The sequence below is a fragment of the Pseudomonas sp. ASL8 genome (assembly GCF_056680355.1).
Genome location: NZ_CM155278.1, coordinates 990487 through 1016211, shown reverse-complemented (window position 1 = coordinate 1016211; position 25725 = coordinate 990487). Strand labels below are relative to the sequence as shown.

Sequence of the window (25725 nt, the reverse complement as noted above, 5' to 3'; positions counted from 1 at the left end):
GGTAAAGCGATACACATCAACTGTATCCGCTCCATGTTTCCGACATTCAAAGATGCACGCTGATCGCCGATGCTGTGCTCCCTATACCTAAACCCATAAATGCACATCCTTACCCAAAGGGTCGCTTCGCGTCACTTACGTGTGGCAGGCGCTATAGGCGGTAATTCCGCACCTACGAATCTGTGCGGGGGTAACGGCCATTCCTGTCGAGACCCCTGCTCGTTGAGCGTGGCAGTCTGGATCAGACTCATCAGCATAACCGGACGGTTACAATGAATGTCCCTTTGGAACTTTACTGTATCTTTTCGAATAGCAGTTAGCAGGCTTGCAAAATTTAACTTAATAAAAAATCGCTTTTTAGCCAGCAACCATCATTATTATAATGTTCGCGTGGTAGTCTGCTGAAAGTTGCGGAATTCACAATGAGATCGCTCTTCAGACGCAGGTTAAAATAATGATAAGCAACCTATCTGTAAAGGCCAAACTGAGTCTTAGCTTTGGCGTTATGACGCTCATAATTTTGCTGGTTTGCTTGCTTTCCCTCTTAAATCTCAGTGATGCCAATCAGCGTTTTTCCGATTATGTCGATGGGCTTAGCAAGCGCAAAGAAATAGCCACGAGTCTACTGTTTTTCGCTCAGCAACGGGCCATATCGGCACGTAACCTGGTTCTTGTTACCTCGGCACCTGAGCGGGAGTCCGAAAGTGCCACAGTGATTCTCGCCCACAAACGCGTTAGCAGTTTGCTGGCCGAGTTGAGTACTTCGATTGGTCGGTTATCATCGATAGACAATGGGAGTGAAGAACACCGCTTGCTGACGGTAATAGAGAATATCGAGTCTCGTTACGGCCCTGTCGCGATGGACATAGTTAGTTTGGCAACGAAAGGAAACAAGGAGGCGGCAGTCCTCAAAATGAATACCGAATGCCTGCCGTTACTTAATCAGTTGGTCGCCGCCGTAAATGCATATACGACGTTTGGCACCCAACGTGCGATGGCCAGCCTGGAACGAGCCCGCGCTGAATATGCAGGACAACGTAACATACTGATCGCCGTCAGTGGTTTTGCAGTGGTGATCGCCTTGATCCTTTCACTGTTAATCATACGCGGTTTGGCTCGCGCCCTAGGCGCCGAACCCGCGGTGCTTTCCACTATTGCGCAGCGAGTCGCCTCGGGCGATATACGGCCTATCCCCGAAGTTAAAACCGCCGCCCGAGACAGCGTCCTGTTTTCGCTGGGTGAAATGCAATCAAGTTTAAGTCGCCTTATCGGTCAAGTGCACAGTTCATCGAATGTCATTTCAACGGCTGCGGAAGAACTCTCCGCCGCCACAGAGCAGAGCCGTATTGGTGTCGCGAACCAACGGTTGGAAATCGATCAGGTCGCGACGGCCATTCATGAAATGTTGGCCACTGCTCTTGAAGTGGCCCGTAATTCTGAGGACGCGGCAAATGCAGCCTTAAGTGCAGATATGCAGGCGCAGGCAGGTGGCGGAATGGCCAAGCTGGCAATCACTCAGATTACGCGTCTTGCAGATGAAGTCTCTAAATCTGCGACTGCCATGACCCGCCTCAAACAGGAAAGCGAACATATAGGTGGCGTTCTTGATGTGATCAAATCGGTAGCGGATCAGACCAACCTGCTCGCACTGAATGCGGCAATCGAAGCGGCTCGCGCTGGGGATGCCGGCCGTGGCTTTGCAGTGGTTGCCGATGAGGTTCGAAACTTGGCCAAGCGTACGCAAGGGGCAACCCAAGAGATAGGAAAGCTCACGACCGGCTTACAACAAATCGCCGAAGAGGCTGCGGGGATGATGGATGTCTGTCGCGGTCTTACCGACGAGACGGTGATTCAAGTTTCAAACACAGGCAATGCGGTGGCGGCCATCGCCGAGATGATTGCGAATATTCAACAAATGGTGAGACAAATTGCAACCGCAGGGGAAGAACAAAGTGCTGTCGCCGAGGAGATTAGCCGTAGTGTGACCTCTGTACGCGATATCGCCGACCAATCAGCGATCGCTAGCGAACAAACGGCTGCTTCCAGCACTGGCTTGGCAAATCTCGGCAGTGCTTTACAACACCAAATAGGTCGTTTCCAAGTTTAAAATAGTCGCTCATAAAAGAGCGGTTTCAGAATGGCATACGGATTACGACCGCTTTCGCAGGCAGGCTGCACCCACAGAATGACTCGATTCTCTGCGGGTGCAGCCTGCGAATGCGTCTAGGCGGTAATCACAAATCCTTCAAAATATCCGCCATGTCATCGGCGTGCTCTTCTTCTTGAGCGAGGATCACTTCGAAAATCCGCCGGGTGGTCGGGTCCTGTTCGCCGATGTATTGAATGATTTCGCGGTAGCTGTCGATGGCGATCCGCTCGGCGACCAAGTCCTCGTAGACCATTTCCTTAAGCGTGTTGCCGGCGACGTACTGCGCGTGGGAGTTTTTCGACAGGGTGTCCGGATTGAATTCCGGTTCGCCGCCTAACTGCACGATCCGCTCCGCCAGCAGGTCCGCATGCTCTGCCTCTTGCTGAGCGTGCTCGAGGAACTCGGTAGCCGCGACGTTGGCCTTCAGGCCTTTGGCCATGTAGTAGTGGCGTTTATAGCGCAGGATGCACACCAGTTCTGTGGCCAGTGACTCGTTGAGCAAACGCAAAACGGTTTCACGGTCAGCGCTGTAACCCTCGGTGACTGCACCGTTTTCCACATTCACGCGCGCACGTTGGCGCAAGCTGCTCACATCTGATAATTGCTGCTCGTTGCTCATCATCAATCTCCAGGGCAAATCCGGTTTCCGTCTCGCTCTCGAGAGCTGCCCATTAAAACCTTCAAATGGGTACTCCGGCGTGATCGGTACGTAGTTGTGAGTGATGAACAACGAGAAAGTTTTATTGAAGTGGGCGTGGTTGGTCCATTGCCAGTTTCAATTGGACACGAGACAGTGGGCCCGCAGTGTGCGAGTGCCGTCAGGGTTGAAGTCCTCTATGCAAAGGATCCGGGTTTATGACGCAAGAGTTGACCACGCGTTATCCGCTGGTGATGGTTCCGGGTTTATTAGGGTTTGTCCGGGTGGTGGTGTACCCCTACTGGTTCGGGATCGTGTCGAGGTTGCGGCAGGGCGGGGCCAAGGTCTTTCCGGTGATGGTGTCTGCCGTCAATTCCACTGAAGTGTGCGGCGAACAATTGCTGCAACAGATCGAGCGAATACTGCGCGAAACGGGGGCGGCCAAGGTCAACCTGATCGGCCATAGTCAGGGCGCGCTGACCAGTCGCTACGCCGCAGCGAAACGCCCGGATCTGGTAGCGTCCGTGACCTCGGTCGCCGGCCCGAATCATGGCTCGGAGCTGGCGGATTACCTGGGACGAAGCTTCCCTCTCGGCACGGTCCGACGACGCCTGCTCAATGGCGCCATGCGCCTGATGGCCGGGTTGATGCGCCTGCTGGAGACCGGCTATCGCGGGCCGAAGTTGCCGATCGATGTCGATGCGTCTCACCAATCGCTGACCACCGAGGGCGTGGCGCTGTTCAATCGCCGCTGCCCGCAAGGCTTGCCCGAGACGTGGGGCGGGCAGGGCGAAGAGTCGGTCAACGGTGTGCGTTATTACTCGTGGTCCGGCACGTTGCAGCCAGGGCGCAGTGATCGCGGGCGTAATCGTCTGGACGGTACCAACGTCACCTGTCGCCTGTTTGCCCGTACTTTTACCCGTGAAGTTGGGCATTGCGACGGTATGGTCGGGCGTTTCAGTTCGCACTTGGGAACGGTCATCGGCGATGACTATCCGCTCGACCATTTCGACATCGTCAACCAGACACTCGGGCTGGTGGGCAAGGGGGCTGACCCGGTGCGGTTGTTCACCGAGCATGCCGAGCGTCTGAAAGCGGCGGGGCTATAAGGCTGCTGATCGGGCCCGTAACGGTGTCTTCCAGCGTTCCGCCAGCACCACGCCACCCAGCGTCAGCGCACCGCCGAGCAAGTGATACAGGGCCAGGCGTTCGCCCAGCACTGCAGCGGCAATCAGTGCGGTGACGATCGGCAGCAGGTTGAAAAACAACGTCGTGCGACTCGGGCCTAGACGGCTGATGGCGTGCATCCACATCAGCGGAGCCAGCATCGAGGTGGGGATGCAGGCATATAAAATCAAAGGGATATTGCTCGGGCTCAGCCCCGCTTTGGGCGACAGAACAAACAGTGGCAGCAGAACAATAATCGCCACCAACACTTGCAGGTACAGCAGTTGCAGGGGCGGCATGCGCAATTGCCACTTTTTGAGCAACGTGCTGTAGACCGCATACGCCAGGGTCGCGACCAGCATCATCGCGTCGCCCATGTTCACGCCCTGCTCGATCAAGGTGCTCAGGTTGCCCGCTGAAATCACCACCAAGACCCCGCCAAACGACAGCACCGCACCCACTAACGCCCCTGCTGTCAGGCGATTACCGAGACTGGTGATCGACAGCGTCAGGGCCATCATCGGCATCAGCGACAGAATGATCCCCATGTTGGTGGCCGAGGTCAGGGTTGCGGCGAAGTACGCCAGGCTTTGATACACCGCCATGCCGAGCACGCCGAGGATGAAGACTTTCCCCAGGTTGGGTTTTATCGTCGTCCAGTTGGCCAGCACTGGTTTGAGCATGAAGGGCGTGAACAGGATCCCGGCCAGCACCCAGCGATAGAAACCGATCTCGGCGGGGAAGATCACGCCCACGGCCAATTTGTTGACGACGGTATTGCCGGCCCAGATCAAAATGGCCAATAACGGATACAGGTATTGCATAAGGACAACCACAACAGAAATGAGACTGGATTATCCCCTGTCTGGATCGATGGCTATACTCTGTTTCAGACAACATCCCCTTGAATACAGACAGCATGAACAACAAGCTTTTAAGCATTCCAGACTTTTCCGGGCTGCCGTCCCCGGTTTACCTGCGCCACGACGAGTTCGGTGCTGACACGCACAGTGCGGCGCACAGTCACGCTTGGGGCCAGCTCAATTTTGTCGCTCACGGGGTGATGGAGCTGGAAATTGCCGGGCAGCGCTTTATCTCGCCGCCGCACTATGCCGTTTGGATACCGCCCACTACCGAACACAGTTGCTACAACCGCCAGGCTATCGTTTATCGCTCGGTCTATCTCGCCCTCGAACATTGCGCCAGTTTACCGAGCGAGCCGTGCACGCTGGTGATCAGCGACATTCTCAAAGCGATCCTCAATGACTTTGCGGAACGGGACGTGAAAATCCCTGAGCACGAAGCTGATATCCGGTTGGCGCAAGTGGTGGTCGATCAATTGCGCGTGGCGCAGGTGCAAACGCGCTATCTGCCTTACGCGCAAAGCCCTGGGCTGCACAGCGTGCTCCAGGCCTTGCAGGCCGATCCGGGGGATAACCGGCCCTTGGTCGAATGGGCGCGTGAGGTGCATGTCAGCGAACGGACATTGGCGCGCCTGTGCCTGCGCGAGCTGGGGATGAGCTTCGGTGACTGGCGTCAGCGCATGCGATTTCTGGCGGCCATCGAGGCGCTGGAAGGACGTCGCTCTGTGCAGGAAATCGCTTTCGATATGGGCTACAGCAGTGCCTCGGCGTTTATCTCGATGTTCCAGCGTCTGGCCGGATGTACGCCCGAGCAGTATCGTCGGCAGGCAAAAAAAGCCTGATAGGCAGATGCCGTAACACATGGCGGAGCGTTGGCTACACTTCAACGCGAACCGTGCTGCCCGGTGCGGTAATCAGGAGAAAACTCCATGAAGATGCTGCATATACCTTTGCTGATCGTGGGTGTGTTGATGTGTGCCCAAGGCTTCGCTGCTACAGCACAACAGAACAAGATGGCAGCGTGCAATGCTGATCCCCAGGCGAAAACCCTAAAGGGCGATGAGCGCAAAGCCTTCATGAGCAATTGCCTGAAAGCGTCACCCGCACCGGCGGTCAAGGCGGTCACGCCTCAGCAGCAGAAAATGAAAGACTGCAATGCCGATCCTCAGGCGAAAGCGCTGAAGGGCGATGAGCGCAAAGCATTCATGAGTCAGTGCCTTAAAAAATAATCTACAACCGGCTGCCATGACAGGTGCAGCGGCACGTCCAGCGCATTTAAACCTGCGATTGCCGGCCTTGATTCGGGCTGTGATCGCAGGCGTTGTCGGCTGATCATCGGCACGGCTATCGGATCGCTGGTCCTCGACCCGGAACGCTGGCAGACTGCCCACCTTTTCGAGCCGTTCGTTTTGGGGCTGTCATGCCAACGTTTTCTCCGCGTCACGTGTTGTTGGCCAGTTGGATCATCATTTTTTGCGGTTTGTTACTGGTCTTGCCGCTCAAACTGCTGCCGAGTCTGTTGGCCGGGTTGCTGGTGTACGAGCTGGTCAACATGCTCACACCGAAGTTGCAGCGACTGATCGCAGGAGAGCGCGCGCGCTGGTTGGCGGTGGCGTTGTTGGGCACGCTGGTGGTCAGTGTGCTGGCCTTGCTGTTTGCCGGCGCGATCAGTTTCTTGCTGCACGAAGCAGAAAATCCTGGCGCATCGCTGGATAAATTCATGATTCTGGTGGACCGCGCTCGCGGGCAACTGCCGCCGTTCATCGACAGTTACCTGCCCGCCAGCGCCGCCGAGTTCCGTGTGTCGCTGGGTGCCTGGCTGGCGAAGCATGTGGGCGAGCTACAGCTGCTTGGCAAGGGCGCGGCGCACATGTTTGTCACGCTGCTGATCGGTATGGTGTTGGGTGCGATCATCGCCTTGCAGCAGGTGAGTGACGTGCACAAGCGCAAACCGCTGGCGGCGGCGCTGTTCGATCGTCTGAGCTTTTTGAGTCAGGCCTTTCGCAATATCGTTTTCGCGCAGATCAAGATTTCCCTGCTGAACACCGCGTTTACCGGGATCTTTCTGGCGGTGGTCATGCCGTTATTCGGGGTTCATCTGCCGCTGACCAAAACGCTGATCATCCTCACCTTCCTGCTGGGCCTGCTGCCCGTGGTGGGGAATCTGATGTCCAACACGCTGATCTTCATCGTTGGCATGTCGCTATCGATCTGGGTAGCCGCAGCGGCGCTGGGTTATCTGATCGTGATCCACAAGCTTGAGTACTTCCTCAACGCGCGGATCGTCGGCGGTCAGATCAGTGCCAAGTCGTGGGAATTGTTGCTGGCGATGCTGATCTTCGAAGCAGCCTTCGGCCTGCCCGGCGTCGTGGCCGGGCCGATTTATTACGCGTATTTGAAAAGCGAGTTGAGAGGGGTAGGGCTGGTTTAGCGCGGTATCAGATCGACCGTTTCAGGCCATTCGCCAATGAGTTCACTCCCACAGAGGCATGCAATCTTCTGTGGGAGTTACCTGCCTGACTGAATCAGCCGTAGCGCTTCTTGGCTTCGATCGCCAAGCCGCTGCCGATACTGCCGAAGATGTTGCCTTCCACATGGCGGGCGTTGGGCAGCATGGCCGAGACGCTGTTACGCAACGCCGGAATGCCGCTCGAGCCGCCGGTGAAGAACACCGTATCAACCTGGTCAACGCTCACGCCTGCATCATTAAGCAGCTTCGACACGCTGTTGCGCACCCGCGTCAGCAATGCGTCGATGGCTGACTCGAACAACACCCGGCTCAGTTCCACGCTCAAGCCTGGCTGAATCCGGTCCAGCGCAACATGGCGGCTTTCTTCGTGGGTCAGCTGGATCTTGGTTTCTTCCACTTCCATCGCCAGCCAATGCCCGGCGCGCTGCTCGATCAGCTTGAACAGGCGGTCGATGCCGCTGGTGTCCTCGATGTCGTAGCGCATGCTGCCTAACGCCAGCTGGGATTTCTGCGAGTACACGGCATTGATGGTGTGCCAGGTCGCCAGGTTCATGTGGTGGCTGGTGGGCATGTAGGCCTGACTCTTCATCCGGCTGCCGTAACCGAACAGCGGCATCACGCCTTGCAGGCTGAGTTGCTTGTCGAAATCAGTCCCGCCGACGTGTACGCCGCCGGTGGCAAGAATGTCGTCGTGACGGTCGGCGATGAAACGCCGGTCCGGCGACAGGCGCACCAACGAGAAGTCCGAGGTACCGCCGCCAATGTCGACGATCAACACCAACTCTTCGCGCTCGAGGGTCGACTCATAGTCGAATGCGGCTGCGATGGGTTCGTACTGGAAGGAGACTTCCTTGAAGCCAATCTTGTGGGCGACTTCCACCAGGGTGTCTTCGGCTTCCTGGTCGGCGGCGGCGTCGTCATCGACAAAATGCACCGGGCGGCCCAGCACCACTTCATCGAACTCACGCTCGGCGGTGACCTCGGCACGGTATTTCAGCTCGCCGATAAACAGCCCCAGGAGGTCCTTGAACGGCATGGCCGTGCCCAGAACGCTGGTGTCGTGTTTGATCAGCTTGGAACCCAGCAGGCTTTTCAGCGAGCGCATCAGGCGGCCTTCATAGCCTTCCAGGTACTCGTGCAACGCCATGCGGCCATAGGCTGGGCGGCGCTCTTCGATGTTGAAGAACACCACCGACGGCAATGTGATCTTGTCGTCCTCCAGCGCGATAAGCGATTCCATGCCAGGGCGCAGCCAGCCGACAGTGGAATTGGACGTGCCGAAGTCGATACCGCAGGCACGGGCTGGAGATTCGTTTTTCATGTGTTTCATGTTCCAGTTAAAAAACGGCCGCGCAGTGTATGTCAGTGCACCGCAGATGCGTAGGGCAAACGTCGGTTAGATGCAGTTAAATGCTGATTTTGAGGCTCGATCCGTACGCAAGGCTTGAACTGGCCGCACTTGCCCCCAATCTTGCGGGTATTGCCTGGCGCCTGAGCGGTTTATCAGCTGAACTCATCACGTGAGTCCGCTCGGCAGCCATTAAGCTTGCAACGTTAATCGATCCAAACGCGCCGAATAAGAGGATGCTATGCGCAGAGCATGGGCGTTTCGGGGCTAAGCTGGATAAATTTGGGGAGGGTGACCGTTAGATGGACTTCAAAGACTACTACAAGATTCTTGGCGTAGAGCCGACGGCGGACGACAAGGCGATCAAGACCGCGTACCGCAAAATGGCGCGCAAGTATCACCCTGATGTCAGCAAAGAAGCGGGCGCAGAAGCCAAGTTCAAAGAGGCTTCAGAGGCTTATGAAGTCCTCAAAAGCGCGGAAAAGCGTGCCGAATACGATGACCTGCGTAAGTACGGCCAGCAGGGTCGTCCATTCCAGGGGCCGCCTGGCTGGCAGGGTCGTGGCGCACCTCAAGGTGGTTTCGGGGATGAAGCCGGGGGTGATTTTTCAGACTTTTTCAGCTCGATCTTTGGTGGTCGGGCTCAGCAAGGCCGTGCGCACAGCGCTGGTCGCCGTGGACAGGATGTAGAGATGGAACTTCCGATTTTCCTTGAAGAAACCCTGTCGACCGAATCGAAACAGGTCAGCTTCAAGGTCGCGCAACACAGCGCTGACGGCCAGCGTTTGCCGGACATCACTAAAACCCTGAACGTGAAAATCCCGGCCGGTGTCGCCGACGGCGAGCGTATTCGCCTCAAAGGGCAGGGCGCGCCGGGTGTGGGCGGTGGAGCGAATGGTGATCTGTACCTGATCATCCGTCTGGCACCTCACCCGTTGTTCGATGTTGAAGGTCATGACCTGATCATCACCGTGCCGTTGACCCCATGGGAAGCTGCGCTGGGTGCCAAAGTGGCGGTGCCGACCCTGACCGGCAAGATCCACCTGACCATCCGTCCGGACAGCCAGAGCGGTCAGCGCTTACGCGTCAAAGGCAATGGTTTGATCGACAAGAAGGGGCAGCGGGGCGATCTCTACGCCCAGCTTAAAGTCGTCATGCCCACGTTTTCCGACGAAGAAACCAAGGCGATTTGGCAAAGCCTGGCTGAGAAAGCCGCCTTTGATCCGCGGGTCCAATGGAGTAACTGATCATGAGCAGCACCCTGATCGTAGAGCTGGATATGAAGGAATTCTGTCAGGTAACCGAGATACCGGCTGCCTACGTGATCGAAATCGTCGAACACGGCATCCTCGAACCTCAGGGGCAAAAGCCGGATGACTGGTTGTTCGACGCCCACGCCCTGGCGGTCGCCAAGCGGGCGCTGAAATTACAGCATGACCTGGATCTGGAATGGCAAGGGGTGGCTGTTGCGCTGGATCTGTTGGGCGAAGTCGAGCTCTTGCGGGCCGAGAACCGTATGCTCAAGCAGCGCCTGGGGCGGTTTTTGCTGGATTGATCTCGTTCGATAGCGCTTGGCACACGGACTTCGCACGTTTATTCGCGAAGACGGCCTCAGACACACAACCGGTGTCTGACGCCTCTACCTTGGGCCAACTGCTGTTATTTCGCGACTTTGGGCAATACCACGGTAAACGTGGTGCCATCAGTGCTGTTTGAGCTGACCTTGATACTGCCCTGATGGGCATTGACCACTTCCCTGACGATAAACAGCCCCAGCCCAAGGCTGGTCGACGGTTGGCCGACGACTTCGCTGGCGCTGCGCACCATCGGGTCGAAAATCGTTGCGATCGCGTCCTCGGCAATAGGCTCGCCGAAGTTGTGCATGAGCAGGGTGACGTCGTGCTCATCGGCAGTGAGGGTCAGGCTGACTTTGTGGCTGTTGGAACCGTGCTGTAACGCATTGCCAATCAGGTTTTGCAGCAATTGATCAATGCGTCCGCGATCCCATTCACCGTGGGTATCACCGCTGACCACAAGACTTGGGTCACAGTGCGGCTGACCGGCGCAGGCTTCTTCGATGGCCTCGCGACAGGCGCTGGCCATGTCCATGGGCTTACGCTCGACGGGCAAGCTGGCGCCCAGACGGCTGCGCACGAACTCGAGTAAATCTCGAACCATCGCCCCCATGTGCCGGGTGCCCCCTTTAATGCGCGCGACATAGGCCTGTGCGCTTTCATCAAGGTCGAGCTTACGCACCAGCAGTTCTGTGGACATGCTGACGGCTTGCAAAGGCGCGCGCAGATCATGCCCCAGAATCGCCAGGAAGATATCCCGTGAGCGTGTCACTTGCTCGGCATAGGCCGCGGTGGACTCGGCCAGCGCTTCATCGATGGCTTCGTTGAAGCGAATCATGTCTTGAAAGTACGTCAGCTCTGGCGACTCCAGACTGGCGACCCATAATCGAATCACGCTGGCACGCAAATGACGAAATTCAGACGTCATCTGCACTAAATCAAAGCCTACGTTATGACGCAACTCGCCATGGCTGGCGGCTGCCTGATCCAGTGTCGGGGATTTTTCCGGGCCTTCGCCTTTCGCTTTGGCCGCCTGTTCGCTTGCAGTCTGCGAGGTGGTCATGTCCCGGGCGGCCGCCAGCAGAATCGTTTTGGCGTGGTCACGTAGCTCGATTCGGTTCATCGAGTCGGCTGCTGGCTTTATGGTTTTTGCGAACTTTTCCCACTCATCGACTATACGGTCAACCTGTTGGACGATGAACTCAGAGAGGCGCATGGCCGGTTACCTTGCTGGGCAGCTATAAATGAGGTGGCGCATCTTAGCGTCTTTGTCTCGTTTCAAGCACTGCCAGGTTCCGGGCGGCCTGTTAATGTTTCAAAGACAGGCCGCATCGGAAGCTGCTGCATCAGAACAGAAAGTACCGTTGCGCCATGGGCAACACTTCCGCGGGTTCGCACCACAGCAACACGCCATCGGCCTTGACCTGATACGTCTGTGGATCGACATCGATTTTTGGCAGGTAGTCATTGTGGATAAGATCGGTTTTTTTTACGTTGCGACAGCCCTTTACCACGCTGATTTTCTTTTTCAGGCCCAGTGACTCGGGGATCCCGGCATCAAGCGCCGCCTGGCTGATGAAGGTCAGGCTGGTGGCGTGCAGCGAGCCACCATAGCTGGCGAACATCGGTCGGTAATGCACGGGCTGCGGCGTCGGAATCGAGGCGTTGGCATCGCCCATCAGGCTGGCGGCAATGGCGCCACCTTTCAGAATCAGGCTGGGTTTCACCCCGAAGAACGCTGGACGCCACAGCACCAGATCGGCCCATTTGCCCACTTCGATCGAGCCCACTTCATGGCTGATGCCGTGGGTAATCGCCGGGTTGATGGTGTATTTGGCGATGTAACGTTTGGCGCGGAAGTTGTCGTTGCCGGGGCCGTCTTCAGGCAGAGGGCCGCGCTGCTTCTTCATTTTGTCGGCGGTTTGCCAGGTGCGCATGATCACTTCGCCGACGCGGCCCATGGCCTGGCTGTCGGAGCTGATCATCGAGAACGCGCCGAGATCATGCAGGATGTCTTCGGCAGCGATGGTTTCGCGGCGGATGCGGCTTTCGGCGAACGCCACGTCTTCGGCAATGCTCGGGTCCAGGTGATGGCAAACCATCAGCATGTCCAGGTGTTCGTCGATGGTGTTTTTGGTGAACGGGCGGGTCGGGTTGGTCGAACTGGGCAATACGTTCGCAAAGCCGCAGGCCTTGATGATGTCCGGGGCATGCCCGCCCCCCGCGCCTTCGGTGTGGTAGGTGTGGATGGTGCGGCCCTTGAATGCGGCCAATGTGGTTTCCACAAAGCCGGATTCGTTGAGTGTGTCGGTGTGGATCGCCACCTGCACATCGTATTGGTCGGCCACGCTCAGGCAGTTGTCGATGGCGGCCGGTGTGGTGCCCCAGTCTTCGTGCAGCTTGAGGCCAATGGCCCCGGCTTTGACTTGCTCGATCAGGGGTTCGGGCAGGCTGACATTGCCCTTGCCGGTGAAACCGATGTTCATCGGGAAGGCATCGGCCGCTTGCAGCATGCGCGCCAGATGCCACGGCCCGGGGGTGACCGTGGTCGCATTGGTGCCCGTGGCCGGGCCGGTGCCACCGCCGATCATGGTGGTCACACCGCTCATCAAGGCCTCTTCGATCTGCTGTGGGCAGATGAAGTGGATGTGGGTGTCCACGCCGCCGGCAGTCAGGATCATGCCTTCGCCTGCAATCACTTCGGTACTGGCGCCGACCGCGATGGTGACGTCAGGCTGGATATCCGGGTTGCCGGCTTTGCCAATGGCGGCGATGCGCCCGTTCTTCAGGCCGACATCCGCTTTGACGATGCCCCAGTGGTCGATGATCAGGGCGTTGGTGATCAAGGTGTCGACGACCTCGGCCGCCAGCAATTGGCCCTGGCCCATGCCGTCACGAATGACTTTGCCTCCGCCGAACTTCACTTCCTCCCCGTAGGTGGTGAAATCTTTCTCGACTTCGATCCACAGCTCGGTATCGGCCAGCCGCACGCGGTCGCCAACGGTGGGGCCGAACATGTCGGCGTAGGCTTGTCTGGAAATCTTCATGGCGATCCCTTGGTTCGTTCGGTGCCTGTACCGGTCTCTTCGCGGACAAGTCCGCTCCTACAGGGTGAACGCAATCCACTGTAGGAGCGGGCTTGTCCGCGAAGGCGTCCGATCAGATGAAAAATATCTGTCTGGCGAAATGAATCATTTCAATCCAACTCACCCATAACCCGTCCGGCAAAGCCGAACACCCGGCGGTGGCCGGCCAGGTCGACCAGCTCCACATCCCTCGACTGGCCTGGCTCGAAGCGCACGGCGGTGCCTGCGGGGATGTTCAGGCGCATGCCACGGCTGGCCATACGGTCAAAGGTCAGTGCGTCGTTGGTTTCGAAAAAGTGATAGTGCGAACCCACCTGAATGGGCCGGTCACCGCTGTTGGCGACGTTCAGGCTGATCGTGCGACGGCCGGCGTTGAGTTCGATATCGCCGGGCTGGATCTGGTATTCGCCAGGGATCATGCGGTCTTCCTCACCAGGGTTTTGTAGTAAATGGCTGTCGCTTTGTATTCGCCGTCAGGGTTACAGGCATAGTCGGGCAGCTTGCCAGCGCAGATGTAACCCAACGAACGGTAGAAGTTTTCCGCAGGCGAGCCGGACTCGGTGTCCAGGTACAGCAGGCCGCGCTTGTGTTGGTGCGCCGCCAGCTCGGCCGCAGTCATCAACTGCCCACCCAACCCGCGCCGTTGCGCGGGTTTGAGCACCAGCAGCTTTTGTACTTCGGCGCGATTGAGGCCGTTCTGTTTCTGGCACAGTGAGAGTTGCACGCTGGCCAGCACCTGCTCTTCCTGAACGACGGCCCACAGCAGCACATTGCCTTTTTCCAGCTCTGCACGTACCCCGTCGAAATAGGTGTAGGCCTCGCTGGCCTGAAGATTGGCCATGAACCCCACTGATGCGCCTTGCTTGACGGCGTCCAGCAACAACTCGACCAGACCTTGACGATAGTGGGCAAAGCTTTCGGCAGTGACGCGTCGTAACTGGGCGGCGTTCATGACGGTATTACTCCTGATGGGGGGCGGGGGCATCCGGTGACAGGTTCAGTTGCATAAAAGTCAGGTCCAGCCAGCGGCCGAACTTGGTCCCGACCTGCGCCATCTGGCCTGTGACCGCGAAACCCAGGCGCTCGTGGAGGTGCACCGAGGCGGCATTACCGCTTTCGATGGCGGCGACCATCATGTGTTTGTCGCAGGCCCTTGCCCGTTCGATCAGTGCCTGCATCAGCAGCGGGCCGAGGCCGTTACCACGTTGGTCGGCGCGCACGTAAACCGAGTGCTCGACGGTATGCCGGAAGCCGTCGAACGGACGCCAGTCGCCGAACGAGGCGTAACCCAGTACGTCGTCAGCCGCATTGACTACCACCAAAATAGGGTAGCCCTGAGTCTGGCGGGCGTCGAACCAGGCCTTGCGATTGGCGAGATCGACGGCTTGTTCGTTCCAGATGGCCGTGGTGTTGAGCACGGCGTCGTTGTAGATATCGCGGATGCCGGCAAGGTCGGCTTCCACTGCGTCACGAATGAGGTACGTCATTACAGGGCTCGCAGGGTCAGAAATCAGGCAATCGGTTGGTGTACGGTGACCAGCTTGGTGCCGTCAGGAAAGGTCGCTTCGACTTGGATCTCCGGGATCATTTCCGGGATACCTTCCATCACCTGTTCGCGGCTGAGCAGGGTCGTGCCGACATGCATCAGCTCGGCAACGGTTCTGCCATCACGGGCGCCTTCCAGCAGCGCGGCGGAGATGTAGGCCATGGCTTCCGGGTAGTTGAGCTTTACCCCTCTGGCCAAACGCCGTTCGGCAACCAGACCGGCGGTGAATATCAGTAGTTTGTCTTTTTCGCGGGGTGTCAGGTCCATTGTTTAATCCGTTTGAAATGGGTCAGGCGACCGCGATCCTGTAGGAGCTGGCTTGCCTGCGATCGGCCGCGAAGCGGTCGTGCTTTTAAGCGCGCATGAAGGTCCTGCGGACCTTATCGCGGGCAAGCCCGCTCCTACCTATGGATCTCGGACTATCAGGTGCTCCATATTCTAGGCGCAACCGCTTCGCGCCCCAGCAATGCCGGGCGCAGCAGCGTCCATAATTCGATCAGCCAGGCGCGTGCGTGCAGGGCTTCGTCAGCCAGGCAGCGGGCAACCAACAGGCCGGGCAATTGGGTCAGGTTACCGCGTACCGGGTTTTGCAGGTTACGGCAGACTTCCAGCAATTCACTGCTGGCCTCGCCAGTCATCAGCAGCGTGGCAAAAACCGGCTTGCCGTCCAGGCCGATGGGCGAATCGAGCAAGCCATCACCGCCCATGATTCGCTGGCGTTCGTGCCACAGCCATTGGCCGTCGCGGCGGATATCCAGATGCGATTGAAAATGACCCAGGTCGAAACGCTCGCCACTGGCCGGGCGACCCAGCGCCACCATGTCCCAGTAGCACAGCCGCGCATCGCCTTGCAGCTCAATATGCGTGGTCAACTCGGCTTGGGCGGCGCTGAAGACGATGGTTTCCTGTGGCAGCCATTCCAGCGTGGCGCCCGCTTCAACGCGCAGTTCCAGTTGCTGATACGCCGGGCTTGCGGCGCGGTACCACTTGGCTGCGCCAGGGCTGGTCAGTTGTGCCCATGCGTCTTTACCGACGTTGGCGCAAATATCGAGTCGATCCCCGCCGGCAATCCCGCCCGGAGGGTGAACAATGATGTGCTGACAGACCTGCGGGCCTTCGGCATACAGGTGTTTTTGCACCCGCAACGGGCCTTGATGCCGACGCATGACCGGCCGTGTGCTGTCACCGAAACGTGCATAGCCCAGCTCCAGCTCGGCATGCCAACTGGGGGTGAACAGCGCGGTGTGGGCAGGAAGATTCATTCGTCGTTATGTTTATGAGGTATGCCGGGAGACCGCACCTTAGCGGATTGGCGCATCAAATTGTAACCAGACCACGAACCCCTTGTGCTTCCATGTCTTCGCCACGGCCTTGCTGGACGATTTCGCCACGGGACATCACCAGGTATTGATCCGCCAGCTCGGCAGCGAAGTCATAGAACTGCTCCACCAACAGAATCGCCATGTCCCCACGTGCCGCGAGCTGTTTGATCACTGCGCCGATCTCTTTGATCACCGAGGGCTGGATGCCTTCAGTCGGCTCGTCGAGGATCAGCAGGCGAGGGCGACTGGCCAGCGCGCGGCCGATAGCCAGTTGCTGTTGCTGACCGCCAGACAGATCGCCGCCGCGTCGTTGTTTCATTTGCAGGAGCACCGGAAACAGCTCGTAGATAAACGCCGGGACTTCCTTGGCCTCGGCGCCAGGGAAACGTGACAGACCCATGAGCAGGTTTTCTTCTACGGTCAGGCGCCCGAAAATTTCCCGGCCCTGGGGCACGTAAGCGATGCCCGCGTGCACCCGTTGATGGGGTTTAAAACCGGTGATGGCCTTGCCTTCCCATTGCACCACGCCTTCCCTGGAAGGCAGCAGGCCCATCAAAACTTTGAGCAGCGTGGTCTTGCCCACGCCGTTACGGCCGAGCAGGCAGGTCACTTCGCCGATCTTTACGTCGAATGACAGCCCACGAAGGATATGGCTACCGCCGTAAAACTGGTGGAGCTTGTCGACTTGCAGCATAGGTAAGTTCTCAAGCAAATAGGGACAAGGAGCCAACGGTGGGAGCAGGGGTGTCGATCATCTTCCGAGATAAACCTCAATCACCCGTTCATCCGCCTGCACATCTTCCAGCGACCCTTCGGCCAATACGCTGCCTTGATGCAGGACGGTGACGTGATCGGCTATCGAGCCGACGAAGCCCATGTCGTGCTCCACCACCATCAATGAGTGTTTGCCCGCCAGGCTTTTGAACAGCTCGGCGGTGAACTCGGTTTCGGCGTCGGTCATTCCTGCCACGGGTTCGTCGAGCAACAGCAATTGCGGGTCCTGGACCAGCAGCATGCCGATCTCCAGAAACTGCTTCTGACCGTGGGACAGCAGCCCCGCCGGGCGATGCATCGAAGAGGTCAGGCGGATGGTTTCCAGCACTTCATGAATGCGGTCGCGCTGCTCGCCGGTCAGGCGTGCACGCAAACTGGCCCACACTGATTTGTCGGTCTTCTGCGCCAGCTCCAGGTTTTCGAACACGCTCAAGGCTTCGAACACCGTCGGCTTCTGGAATTTACGGCCGATCCCCGATTGGGCAATCTGCACTTCACTCATCTGCGTCAGGTCCAGGGTCTCGCCGAACCAGGCCTTGCCGTGGCTTGGGCGAGTCTTGCCGGTGATCACGTCCATCAGCGTGGTTTTGCCCGCGCCGTTGGGACCGATGATGCAGCGCAGTTCGCCGACGCTGATATACAGGTTCAGGTTGTTCAACGCCTTGAAGCCATCGAAGCTGACGCTGATGTCTTCCAGGGTCAGGATCGTGCCGTGCCGTGTGTTAAGAAGGCCTTCTTCGGCACGCTGGCCGAGGCCGATGGCATCACGGCTGGTGCCCGCGTCCGAATTCGGATCGAGGATGGGTTCGAGCATGAAGGCGGGTGTCGGTGTGGTTTTCATTGCTCGCCCCTTTTCTTCAGCAGGCCAATCACGCCTTTGGGCAGGTACAACGTCACGCCAATAAACAGCGCGCCGAGGAAGAACAGCCAGTATTCGGGGAAGGCCACGGTAAACCAGCTCTTCATGCCGTTGACCAGTCCGGCGCCCAGCAGCGGGCCGATCAGCGTGCCACGTCCGCCCAAGGCGACCCAGACAGCCGCTTCAATGGAGTTGGTCGGCGACATTTCGCTGGGGTTGATGATGCCGACTTGCGGCACATACAGCGCCCCGGCCAGGCCGCACAGTACGGCGCTCAGCACCCAGACGAACAGCTTGAAACCGCGTGGGTCGTAGCCGCAGAACATCAGGCGGTTTTCGGCATCACGCAGCGCGGTCAGGACCCGGCCGAACTTGCTTTGCGCCAGGCGCCAGCCGACAAACAGGCTGCCCACCAGCAGGACCACGGTGGCCAGAAACAAGGTTGCCCGGGTGCCCTGCGAACTGATGCTGAAGCCCAGAATGCTGCGGAAGTTGGTGAAGCCGTTGTTGCCGCCGAAGCCGGTTTCGTTGCGAAAGAACAGGAGCATCCCGGCGAAGGTCAGGGCTTGGGTCATGATCGAGAAATACACGCCCTTGATCCGCGAGCGGAAGGCAAAGAAACCGAAGATCAACGCCAGTAAGCCAGGGGCCAAGACCACCAGGCACATGGCCCAGAGGAAGTGATTGGTCCCGGTCCAGTACCAGGGCAGTTCGGTCCACGACAGAAAGGTCATGAACGCAGGTAACTCATCGCCTGCCGCTTCACGCATCAGGTACATGCCCATGGCATAACCGCCGAGGGCGAAGAACAGCCCGTGCCCCAGCGACAGCAGCCCGGCGTAACCCCAGACCAGGTCCAGCGCGAGGGCTACGATGGCGTAACAGAGGATCTTTCCCACTAGCGTCAGGGTGTAGGCCGAGACGTGCAGGCTGTTATCGGCTGGCAGTAACGACAACAGTGCCAGTGCGACCAGCAGCACGAGCACGACTGCGCAGAGGGCCAGGGTGATTTTCGGGCCGGCTTTTTGCGCGGCCTTAACCATGAGAGGCTGGTTCATCAGTCGATCACCCGTCCTTTAAGTGCGAAGAGCCCTTGCGGACGTTTCTGGATAAACAGAATGATCAGCGCCAGGATCAGGATCTTGCCGAGTACGGCGCCGATCTGTGGTTCGAGGATTTTGTTGGCGATGCCCAGCCCGAAGGCCGCCATCACGCTACCGGCCAATTGACCGACCCCGCCCAGCACCACGACCAGGAACGAGTCGATGATGTAGCTCTGGCCCAAGTCCGGGCCAACGTTGCCGATTTGACTCAAGGCCACGCCACCCAGGCCTGCGATGCCTGAGCCAAGACCGAAGGCCATCATGTCGATGCGTCCGGTGGGCACGCCGCAGCAGGCGGCCATGTTGCGGTTCTGAGTGACGGCGCGCACGTTCAGGCCCAGACGGGTCTTGTTCAGCAGCAGCCAGGTCAGGACCACCACGAACAGCGCGAAGGCGATGATCACGATCCGGTTGTAGGGCAGCACCAGGTTGGGCAGTACTTGAATACCGCCCGACAGCCACTCGGGGTTGGCGACTTCAACGTTCTGCGCGCCGAATACCAGGCGTACCGTCTGGATCAGCATCAGGCTGATACCCCAGGTCGCGAGCAGGGTTTCCAGGGGACGGCCATACAGATGGCGAATCACCGTGCGCTCCAGCGCCATGCCGATAACCGCCGTGACGAAGAACGCCACCGGCAGCGCGACCAGTGGATAGAGTTCCAATGCCCCTGGCGCATAGCGCTGGAACATCAGCTGCACGACATAAGTGGAGTAGGCCCCGAGCATCAGCATCTCGCCGTGGGCCATGTTGATCACGCCCAGCAGGCCGAAAGTGATCGCCAGTCCCAGCGCGGCCAACAGCAGAATCGAGCCCAGCGACAGGCCGCTGAAAGCCTGACCGAGGATCTCGCCGATGAGCAATTTGCGTTTGACTTGCGCCAGGCTGGTTTCAGCCGCCGTGCGCACACCCGCATCGGTTTCGACAGCCGGGTCGAGCAGGGTTTCCAGGCGTGTGCGGGCCAATGGGTCGCCGGTTTCACCCAGTAAGCGTACGGCTGCCAGGCGTACGGCCGGGTCGGTATCTACCAGTTGCAGATTGGCCAGCGCCAGGCTCAAGGCGGTGTGTACGTCGGCGTTGGTTTCGCTCGCAAGCTGCCGATCAAGGAATTTCAGTTGCGCCGGTTTCGCGCTTTTTTGCAGGTGTTGCGCGGCGCTCAGACGCAGCTTGGCGTCAGCGGCGAGCAATTGATGACTGGCGAGGGCGGTGTCGACCAGCCCGCGCAGTCGGTTATTCAGACGGAGGGTTTTGGTTTCACCGTCGACGGTAATCTGGCCTTGTTGCAGGCTATTGATCAACTCGACACGTGCCGGATCGGGCTGCGCGGCCCACGCTTCAAGCAGTTTGGCTTGTTGCCCGGGATCGGCCGCAACGAAGTCGCCGGCATCACTGGCATGGGCTGCAAAGGGCAACAGCAGCGCCACAGTGAGAATGATGCGTATCAGGGCATTGGGCATATCGGATGTCTCACGGTCATGCGCGGACTGTGTAGGAGCTGCCGAAGGCTGCGATTGCGATGTGTCAGAGAGACCGCATCGCAGCCTTCGGCAGCTCCTACAGGGGATGCATCGGGTCCGAGAACCCGAGACCCGATTAGTTGCTCTTCACTGCATAGTCTGGCTTTTTGTCGTTGCCAGGGATGTACGGGCTCCACGGTTGCGCGCGGATCGGTTCCTTTGTCTGCCAGACCACGTTGAACTGACCGTCGTCCTGGATTTCGCCGATCATTACGGGCTTGTGCAGGTGATGGTTGGTCTTGTCCATCGTCAGGGTGAAGCCCGACGGTGCGGCGAAGGTTTGACCGGCCATCGCTTCGCGGACCTTGTCGACGTCGGTCGATTTGGCTTTCTCGACCGCTTGCGCCCACATGTGGATGCCGACGTAAGTGGCTTCCATCGGGTCGTTGGTCACCGCTTTGTCGGCGCCCGGCAGGTTTTTCTTCTTGGCGTAGGCTTTCCAGTCAGCGACAAACTTGGTGTTGACCGGGTTCTGTACGGATTCGAAGTAGTTCCAGGCAGCGAGGTTGCCCACCAACGGCTTGGTGTCGATACCGCGCAGTTCTTCTTCGCCGACCGAGAACGCAACAACTGGCACGTCGGTGGCTTTCAGGCCCTGGTTGGCCAGCTCTTTATAGAACGGCACGTTGGAGTCGCCGTTGACCGTGGAGATCACAGCGGTCTTGCCACCGGCAGAGAATTTTTTGATGTTCGACACGATGGTCTGGTAATCGCTGTGACCGAACGGGGTGTAGACCTCTTCGATGTCTTTGTCGGCAACGCCTTTGGACTTGAGGAACGACCGCAGAATTTTGTTGGTGGTGCGCGGGTAGACGTAGTCTGTGCCCAGCAGGAAGAAGCGCTTGGCGCTGCCGCCTTCTTCGCCCATCAGGTATTCGACTGCAGGAATGGCTTGCTGGTTAGGCGCCGCACCGGTGTAGAAGACGTTAGGCGACATTTCTTCGCCTTCGTATTGCACCGGGTAGAACAGCAGCCCGTTGAGTTCTTCGAACACCGGCAACACCGATTTACGCGAGACCGACGTCCAGCAGCCGAAGACCACCGCCACCTTGTCCTGGGTCAGCAACTGACGGCCCTTTTCAGCGAACAGCGGCCAGTTGGAGGCCGGGTCGACGACCACGGCTTCAAGCATTTTGCCGTTGACGCCGCCCTTGGCGTTGATTTCGTCGATGGTCATCAACGCCATGTCTTTGAGTGAGGTCTCAGAGATCGCCATGGTGCCGGACAGTGAATGCAGAATCCCGACTTTGATCGTTTCGGCTGCCTGGATAGTCCAGGTCATGCCCATTGCGGCAATCGAGGCGGACAGGGTGAAAGCTTTGATCAGACTGCGACGCTTCATAGGGCCATCTCCATTCACTTGGAATTTTTAGTAGGGCGAATCAGAACACCTGAAAGCTTCTTAGCAAAGGCTATGCCCAGCTCGGGAAATGGAGCATATGCGGGGGGTATATCGGCTGAATATGTCAGGAGTGCACCACGATGATGCCGTGCAAAACCCTTGGTGCGCGGTTGCGGGTGCAAACGGTGCGTAATCTGGGGGGTATCAGATGGCTTGATGCCAAGGGAGAGCAACTGGCAACAAGCGTTGCCGGCTATAGAAAAATGGGTCCTGAAACCGGGCGGGGGAGGAACTCATCAAAATCCCTCCCGCCAGGTATCAGGACCCACACCTGCAATCTAGGCTGTCGCGGCGGATTTGGCAAAGCGCGAAAGGACTATCCGATCGAATAGGCACACTCCCACTAATGAAGCCCCCACCAGCGGAAACGCCACGCCCACGGCGATCATGATGATGATCGCGGTTTTCCAGCGAGGCAGGTCATGGCGCAGCGGCGGGACACCCAGGCCGCCTTGCGGGCGACGCTGCCACCAGATCACCAACCCGCTGACGGCGCTGAGCAGCACCATCAAGCAAATCAGGAAAATGATGAGCTGGTTGATCCAGCCAAAGAACTTCCCTTCATGCAGCATTACCCCCATTTCCGTGGCGCGGGAAACCGTGCTGTAGTCCTTCCAGCCCACATCGGCCAGCACCTTGCCGGTGTACTGATCAATGTGCAGGGTGGCATCGTTGCGCGGGTCGTCGGCGAACACTGAGACGGTGAACACGCCATCGGCGGTGGCGGGTTGTGTGATGCTGTAGCCCGGCTCTATGCGGTGCTCGGTAGCGATGTCGACGACCTGTTGCAGCGACACCGTGGGCGCAGCGGGTGCCGACATGCCGCCGTGAGCCATGTGTTCGGCGTGGTCACCGGACAGTGGCATTGGGGTGTTTTCCAGGGCCCAAGGGACGGTCTGGCGGGTCGCGGTATTGAACTCGCCGGCCTGTTTGTCGGACGTGGGGATGTCGTTCCACATCGCCGCCGGGAAGGTGTTCCAGACGTCGGCGAATTGCTTGCCCCAAAAGCCGGTCCAGGTCATGCCGCTGAGCAGCATCAACAGCAGCAACAGGGCGCCCCAAAAACCGGTCACCGCATGCACGTCTCGCCACAGCGCGCGCCCGCGACTCTTGAACCGCGGCCATAGCACGCCTGACCCGGACTTGCCCCGTGGCCACCACAGGTACAGGCCCGACACCACGAGCAGAATGCCCCAGCCAGCAGCTAACTCGATCAGCCGGTCACCGACTTTGCCGATCATTAATTCGCCATGCAGGGCACGGGCGATGGCCTGCAGGTTATTCCTGGCATCCTGCTCGCCAAGAATATCCCCGCTATACGGGTCGATAAAAACGTTCAGCTCGCGGCCTTCCTGCTGCATCACGAATTGCGCGCTGCCTTGGGCGCTCAACGGCGGCAGGTACTTGCTGACATGCGCCTGCGGATAATCGACTTGCACCCACTGTTGCAGCGCATCGGCGCTGAGTCGATGCTGGCCTGGCGTCACGTACAGCAAATCGCTGTACATCAGGGTGTCCAGTTGAGGCTTGAACAGATAAATCATCCCGGTCAGGGACAGCAGGATCATGAACGGTGCGACGAACAGGCCGGCATAGAAATGCCAGCGCCATGCAAGGTTGTAGAAGGAGACGTTTGATTTATTCATGTGTAGCGCTCCCGGCGACATCATTTACAACACGGTTCTGATGGAACAAAGGAGCAGGCATGCCCGCTCCTCTGGATGCGCAGTGGTCTAGAAACTCATGTCGACTTTGGTCCACAACGTGCGGCCCGGTTCGTTGATCGACTGCGGGTCGTCTGAAGGGAAGCCAAAACCGGCGTTGCCAGCCAGGTTCAGGTGCTCGGCATAGGCTTTGTCCAGCAGGTTGTCGACGCCGGCACTGACCTTCAGGTGTTTGTTGATCCGGTAGGCGCCATTCAGCGAGAACACGCCAAACCCCGCGCTGTCACCGAGGTCTTTGCCGACCACGTTGCCCTTGTTCAGGTCGACTCGGGTCTGCGCGCTGACCACCCGCCACAAGGCCCCGGCGCTCCAGGCGTCGCGGCTGTAGCTGAGGCCCAGACGGGTCTCGAGGGGTGGCATTTGCGGCAGGGCGGTGCCGTCACTGCTGTTCTTGCCCCAGGCGTAGGCCAGGGTCGCATCGGTTTTCCAGTTGGAAGTCAGCTGGTACGCCGCGCCCAGTTCGCCGCCCATGATCCGGGCGTCGATGTTCTCGGCCTGAGAGGTCGTGCCCATCATGCCGGTGGTGTAGTTGAACAGAATGTAATCGCGGACCTGGCCCACATAGCCCGACGCCCAGGCTTGCAAGTCGTCATGCTGGTATTGCACGCCGAAATCCAGTTGCGTGGTTTTTTCCGGCTTGATCGCGTCGAAGGCATTGAGTGATCCGGCCGGGCCTGAGGTGGGGGAAAACAGTTCCCAATAATCCGGAAAGCGCTGCACATGGCCCAGGCCGACGTAGAGCGTGGCAGGCGTTGCGGCAAGGTCGTGCTCATAACGCACAAAGCCACTGGGCAGGGTGTCGGCGCGGGTCTCGTTGGCCGTAGGGTTCGCCTTGGCCGTCATTCCCGAACCGCTGCTTTTCCGGTAATCCTTGGCCGAGGCACGGTCCAGGCGCGCCCCTGTGATCAGCCGATTATCCTGCGCGACGTACCACGTCAGTTCGCTGAATACCCCGTAGTTGTGGAAGTCTGCATCCTTGGTCCACGGCAGCTCCTTATAGGCGTCGATGCCCATGGCACTGCGCTGGCGGTGCTCGTTGGTCTGCGCATCGATGCCACTGATCAACTGCACGTCGGCCCAGCGCCACGTGGCCTTGATCCGTGCGCCCAGGGTGCGGCGATCCACGTTCGATGCCATTGGCCCGGCCATCATTCCTGTGCCGGACGGCGTGCGCAGGCTGTAGTTGTCCATCACATGGTCGGCGTAGTTGTAGTAGACCTGAGCCTCAACCTTGTCCAGAACATCGCCGATATTGGACTTCTCGAAACGCAGCCCCAGGCTCTCGCGCTTGAACTGCGACCCGTCCATGCCGCGCCCGGCATAACGGGCTTCTCCGTCACCTTTGCCCGCCGTCAATTCCACCAGCGTGTCCGCGTCCGGTGTCCAGCCCAGCGCCACATCGCCGTTCCATTTGTCCCACCGCGACGGCACGGTATTGCCATTGCCGTCCTTGTAATCGTCGGAGTGGGACTGGTTGCCGATCACCCTCGCGTAACCCAATTCACCGCCGGCTGCGGCGTCTATCAGCTTGTCGAAACGGCCATTTGAACCGGCCAGTACGCTGGCGTTGACCCGGCTGCCCAGCTCGCCGAATTTCTCGGGCTCACGTTCGAACAGCACCGTGCCCGCCGAAGCGCCTGGCCCCCAGAGCACGGTCTGTGGACCCTTGATCACGGTCAGGCGGTCAAAGGTTTCCGGGGAAATATACGACGTGGGTGCGTCCATTCGATTTGGGCAGGCGCCCAGCATCATGCCGCCGTTGGTGAGGATGTTCAGGCGTGAGCCGAACATCCCGCGCAACACCGGATCGCCATTGGTCCCGCCCGCACGAATGGCGGAAAACCCGGGAATGGTTTTCAGGTAATCCGCCCCGTCGCTGGCCGGAACCGGCTGACGCGGGTCTTTGGGGTTGGTCACTATCGTCAGCGGCGAGCTGGGGGCGATGGCCGTGATCACAATCGGGCTGATTTCGGTGGCGTCTTGCTGAGGCTCATCAAGGGTCGGCAGCGCAAACGCCAGAGGCGTGAACATGCAACCGCACAGTACGGCGACTGCGTGTTTCATGCGCAGATGAGGTTCGTTCAGGGTAAAGCAGGGAGCCACTCGCATCGTGCGCAGGCGAGTCTTGGCAGTGGAGCTGGACATAAGCGTTCCATCATCAAACAGTCAGGATCGTCACACCCT

General features: G+C 58.9%; 24 protein-coding genes. 7 read left to right on the top strand and 17 right to left on the bottom strand.

Annotation, left to right across the window (positions count from 1 at the left end; genetic code table 11):
* Positions 1 to 454: 454 nt before the first annotated feature.
* On the top strand, positions 455 to 2107 hold the full coding sequence (locus AC1MEA_RS04670) for a methyl-accepting chemotaxis protein (RefSeq protein WP_480916963.1): 1653 nt from the start codon (positions 455 to 457) through the stop codon (positions 2105 to 2107).
* 127 nt (positions 2108 to 2234) lie between these two features.
* Here AC1MEA_RS04670 and AC1MEA_RS04665 read toward each other — a convergent pair whose 3' ends face one another.
* Positions 2235 to 2768, bottom strand: coding sequence for a ferritin-like domain-containing protein (locus AC1MEA_RS04665; RefSeq protein WP_374028650.1), 534 nt, complete (start codon positions 2766 to 2768; stop codon positions 2235 to 2237).
* Positions 2769 to 3004: 236 nt separating this feature from the next.
* Here AC1MEA_RS04665 and AC1MEA_RS04660 point away from each other — a divergent pair, with 236 nt between their 5' ends.
* Positions 3005 to 3895 (top strand): esterase/lipase family protein, encoded by an 891-nt coding sequence (locus AC1MEA_RS04660; protein ID WP_480916962.1) that lies wholly within the window; start codon positions 3005 to 3007, stop codon positions 3893 to 3895.
* Here AC1MEA_RS04660 and AC1MEA_RS04655 read toward each other — a convergent pair.
* The gene (locus AC1MEA_RS04655) at positions 3890 to 4777 is read right to left on the bottom strand and encodes a DMT family transporter (protein ID WP_219062476.1); all 888 of its coding nucleotides are present in this window, start codon (positions 4775 to 4777) and stop codon (positions 3890 to 3892) included. The genes AC1MEA_RS04660 and AC1MEA_RS04655 overlap by 6 nt on opposite strands.
* A 95-nt stretch (positions 4778 to 4872) precedes the next feature.
* On the opposite strand from AC1MEA_RS04655, the gene AC1MEA_RS04650 reads away from it, so the two are divergent.
* The 3 genes from AC1MEA_RS04650 to AC1MEA_RS04640 all read left to right on the top strand — a co-directional run bounded on the left by AC1MEA_RS04650 (position 4873) and on the right by AC1MEA_RS04640 (position 7247).
* Positions 4873 to 5658 (top strand): AraC family transcriptional regulator, encoded by a 786-nt coding sequence (locus AC1MEA_RS04650; RefSeq protein WP_449633993.1) that lies wholly within the window; start codon positions 4873 to 4875, stop codon positions 5656 to 5658.
* A gap of 87 nt (positions 5659 to 5745) precedes the next feature.
* Positions 5746 to 6045 carry a PsiF family protein gene (locus AC1MEA_RS04645; protein ID WP_449633992.1) on the top strand — a complete coding sequence of 100 codons (300 nt, stop codon included), beginning with the start codon at positions 5746 to 5748 and terminating at the stop codon, positions 6043 to 6045.
* Between the two features lie 191 nt (positions 6046 to 6236).
* The gene (locus AC1MEA_RS04640; protein WP_219062479.1) at positions 6237 to 7247 is read left to right on the top strand and encodes an AI-2E family transporter; all 1011 of its coding nucleotides are present in this window, start codon (positions 6237 to 6239) and stop codon (positions 7245 to 7247) included.
* Between the two features lie 94 nt (positions 7248 to 7341).
* Here AC1MEA_RS04640 and AC1MEA_RS04635 read toward each other — a convergent pair whose 3' ends face one another.
* On the bottom strand, positions 7342 to 8607 hold the full coding sequence (locus tag AC1MEA_RS04635; protein WP_480916961.1) for an Hsp70 family protein: 1266 nt from the start codon (positions 8605 to 8607) through the stop codon (positions 7342 to 7344).
* A 329-nt stretch (positions 8608 to 8936) separates the two neighbouring features.
* Between AC1MEA_RS04635 and cbpA the strand changes: the two genes are divergently transcribed.
* Both cbpA and AC1MEA_RS04625 read left to right on the top strand, forming a co-directional pair.
* Positions 8937 to 9881, top strand: coding sequence for a curved DNA-binding protein (gene cbpA / locus AC1MEA_RS04630; protein ID WP_219062481.1), 945 nt, complete (start codon positions 8937 to 8939; stop codon positions 9879 to 9881).
* Positions 9882 to 9883: 2 nt separating this feature from the next.
* Positions 9884 to 10189 (top strand): chaperone modulator CbpM, encoded by a 306-nt coding sequence (locus tag AC1MEA_RS04625; protein ID WP_219062482.1) that lies wholly within the window; start codon positions 9884 to 9886, stop codon positions 10187 to 10189.
* A 104-nt stretch (positions 10190 to 10293) separates the two neighbouring features.
* Here the strand turns inward: AC1MEA_RS04625 and AC1MEA_RS04620 are convergent, their stop codons facing one another.
* The 14 genes from AC1MEA_RS04620 to AC1MEA_RS04555 form a co-directional block, all read right to left on the bottom strand.
* The gene (locus AC1MEA_RS04620) at positions 10294 to 11424 is read right to left on the bottom strand and encodes a sensor histidine kinase (RefSeq protein WP_480916960.1); all 1131 of its coding nucleotides are present in this window, start codon (positions 11422 to 11424) and stop codon (positions 10294 to 10296) included.
* Positions 11425 to 11554: 130 nt separating this feature from the next.
* A complete protein-coding gene (ureC, locus tag AC1MEA_RS04615) occupies positions 11555 to 13255 on the bottom strand; it encodes an urease subunit alpha (protein ID WP_219062484.1) in 1701 nt (566 codons plus the stop codon).
* Between the two features lie 149 nt (positions 13256 to 13404).
* Complete coding sequence (locus AC1MEA_RS04610; protein ID WP_219062485.1) at positions 13405 to 13713, bottom strand: urease subunit beta; 309 nt, start codon at positions 13711 to 13713, stop codon at positions 13405 to 13407.
* Positions 13710 to 14246: a GNAT family N-acetyltransferase gene (locus AC1MEA_RS04605; protein ID WP_480916957.1), complete on the bottom strand. Its 537-nt coding sequence runs from the start codon at positions 14244 to 14246 to the stop codon at positions 13710 to 13712. The genes AC1MEA_RS04610 and AC1MEA_RS04605 overlap by 4 nt, the downstream gene beginning before the upstream one ends.
* A 7-nt stretch (positions 14247 to 14253) precedes the next feature.
* The gene (locus AC1MEA_RS04600; RefSeq protein WP_480916955.1) at positions 14254 to 14781 is read right to left on the bottom strand and encodes an N-acetyltransferase family protein; all 528 of its coding nucleotides are present in this window, start codon (positions 14779 to 14781) and stop codon (positions 14254 to 14256) included.
* 23 nt (positions 14782 to 14804) lie between these two features.
* Positions 14805 to 15107 (bottom strand): urease subunit gamma, encoded by a 303-nt coding sequence (gene ureA / locus AC1MEA_RS04595; protein WP_219062488.1) that lies wholly within the window; start codon positions 15105 to 15107, stop codon positions 14805 to 14807.
* A 155-nt stretch (positions 15108 to 15262) separates the two neighbouring features.
* Positions 15263 to 16102 carry an urease accessory protein UreD gene (locus AC1MEA_RS04590; protein ID WP_480916953.1) on the bottom strand — a complete coding sequence of 280 codons (840 nt, stop codon included), beginning with the start codon at positions 16100 to 16102 and terminating at the stop codon, positions 15263 to 15265.
* A gap of 55 nt (positions 16103 to 16157) precedes the next feature.
* The gene (gene urtE, locus AC1MEA_RS04585) at positions 16158 to 16856 is read right to left on the bottom strand and encodes an urea ABC transporter ATP-binding subunit UrtE (protein ID WP_480916952.1); all 699 of its coding nucleotides are present in this window, start codon (positions 16854 to 16856) and stop codon (positions 16158 to 16160) included.
* 57 nt (positions 16857 to 16913) lie between these two features.
* A complete protein-coding gene (gene urtD / locus AC1MEA_RS04580) occupies positions 16914 to 17777 on the bottom strand; it encodes an urea ABC transporter ATP-binding protein UrtD (protein ID WP_449633985.1) in 864 nt (287 codons plus the stop codon).
* Positions 17774 to 18853 carry an urea ABC transporter permease subunit UrtC gene (gene urtC / locus AC1MEA_RS04575; RefSeq protein WP_480916950.1) on the bottom strand — a complete coding sequence of 360 codons (1080 nt, stop codon included), beginning with the start codon at positions 18851 to 18853 and terminating at the stop codon, positions 17774 to 17776. Before urtC ends, urtD begins: the two co-directional genes overlap by 4 nt.
* A complete protein-coding gene (gene urtB / locus AC1MEA_RS04570) occupies positions 18853 to 20355 on the bottom strand; it encodes an urea ABC transporter permease subunit UrtB (protein ID WP_480916948.1) in 1503 nt (500 codons plus the stop codon). Before urtB ends, urtC begins: the two co-directional genes overlap by 1 nt.
* A gap of 136 nt (positions 20356 to 20491) precedes the next feature.
* Positions 20492 to 21757 carry an urea ABC transporter substrate-binding protein gene (urtA, locus tag AC1MEA_RS04565; protein WP_219062494.1) on the bottom strand — a complete coding sequence of 422 codons (1266 nt, stop codon included), beginning with the start codon at positions 21755 to 21757 and terminating at the stop codon, positions 20492 to 20494.
* Positions 21758 to 22095: 338 nt separating this feature from the next.
* Entirely contained in the window at positions 22096 to 23463 is a 1368-nt protein-coding gene (locus AC1MEA_RS04560; RefSeq protein WP_480916946.1) for a PepSY-associated TM helix domain-containing protein, read from the bottom strand.
* Positions 23464 to 23550: 87 nt separating this feature from the next.
* Entirely contained in the window at positions 23551 to 25686 is a 2136-nt protein-coding gene (locus AC1MEA_RS04555) for a TonB-dependent copper receptor (protein WP_480916944.1), read from the bottom strand.
* Positions 25687 to 25725: the final 39 nt, after the last annotated feature.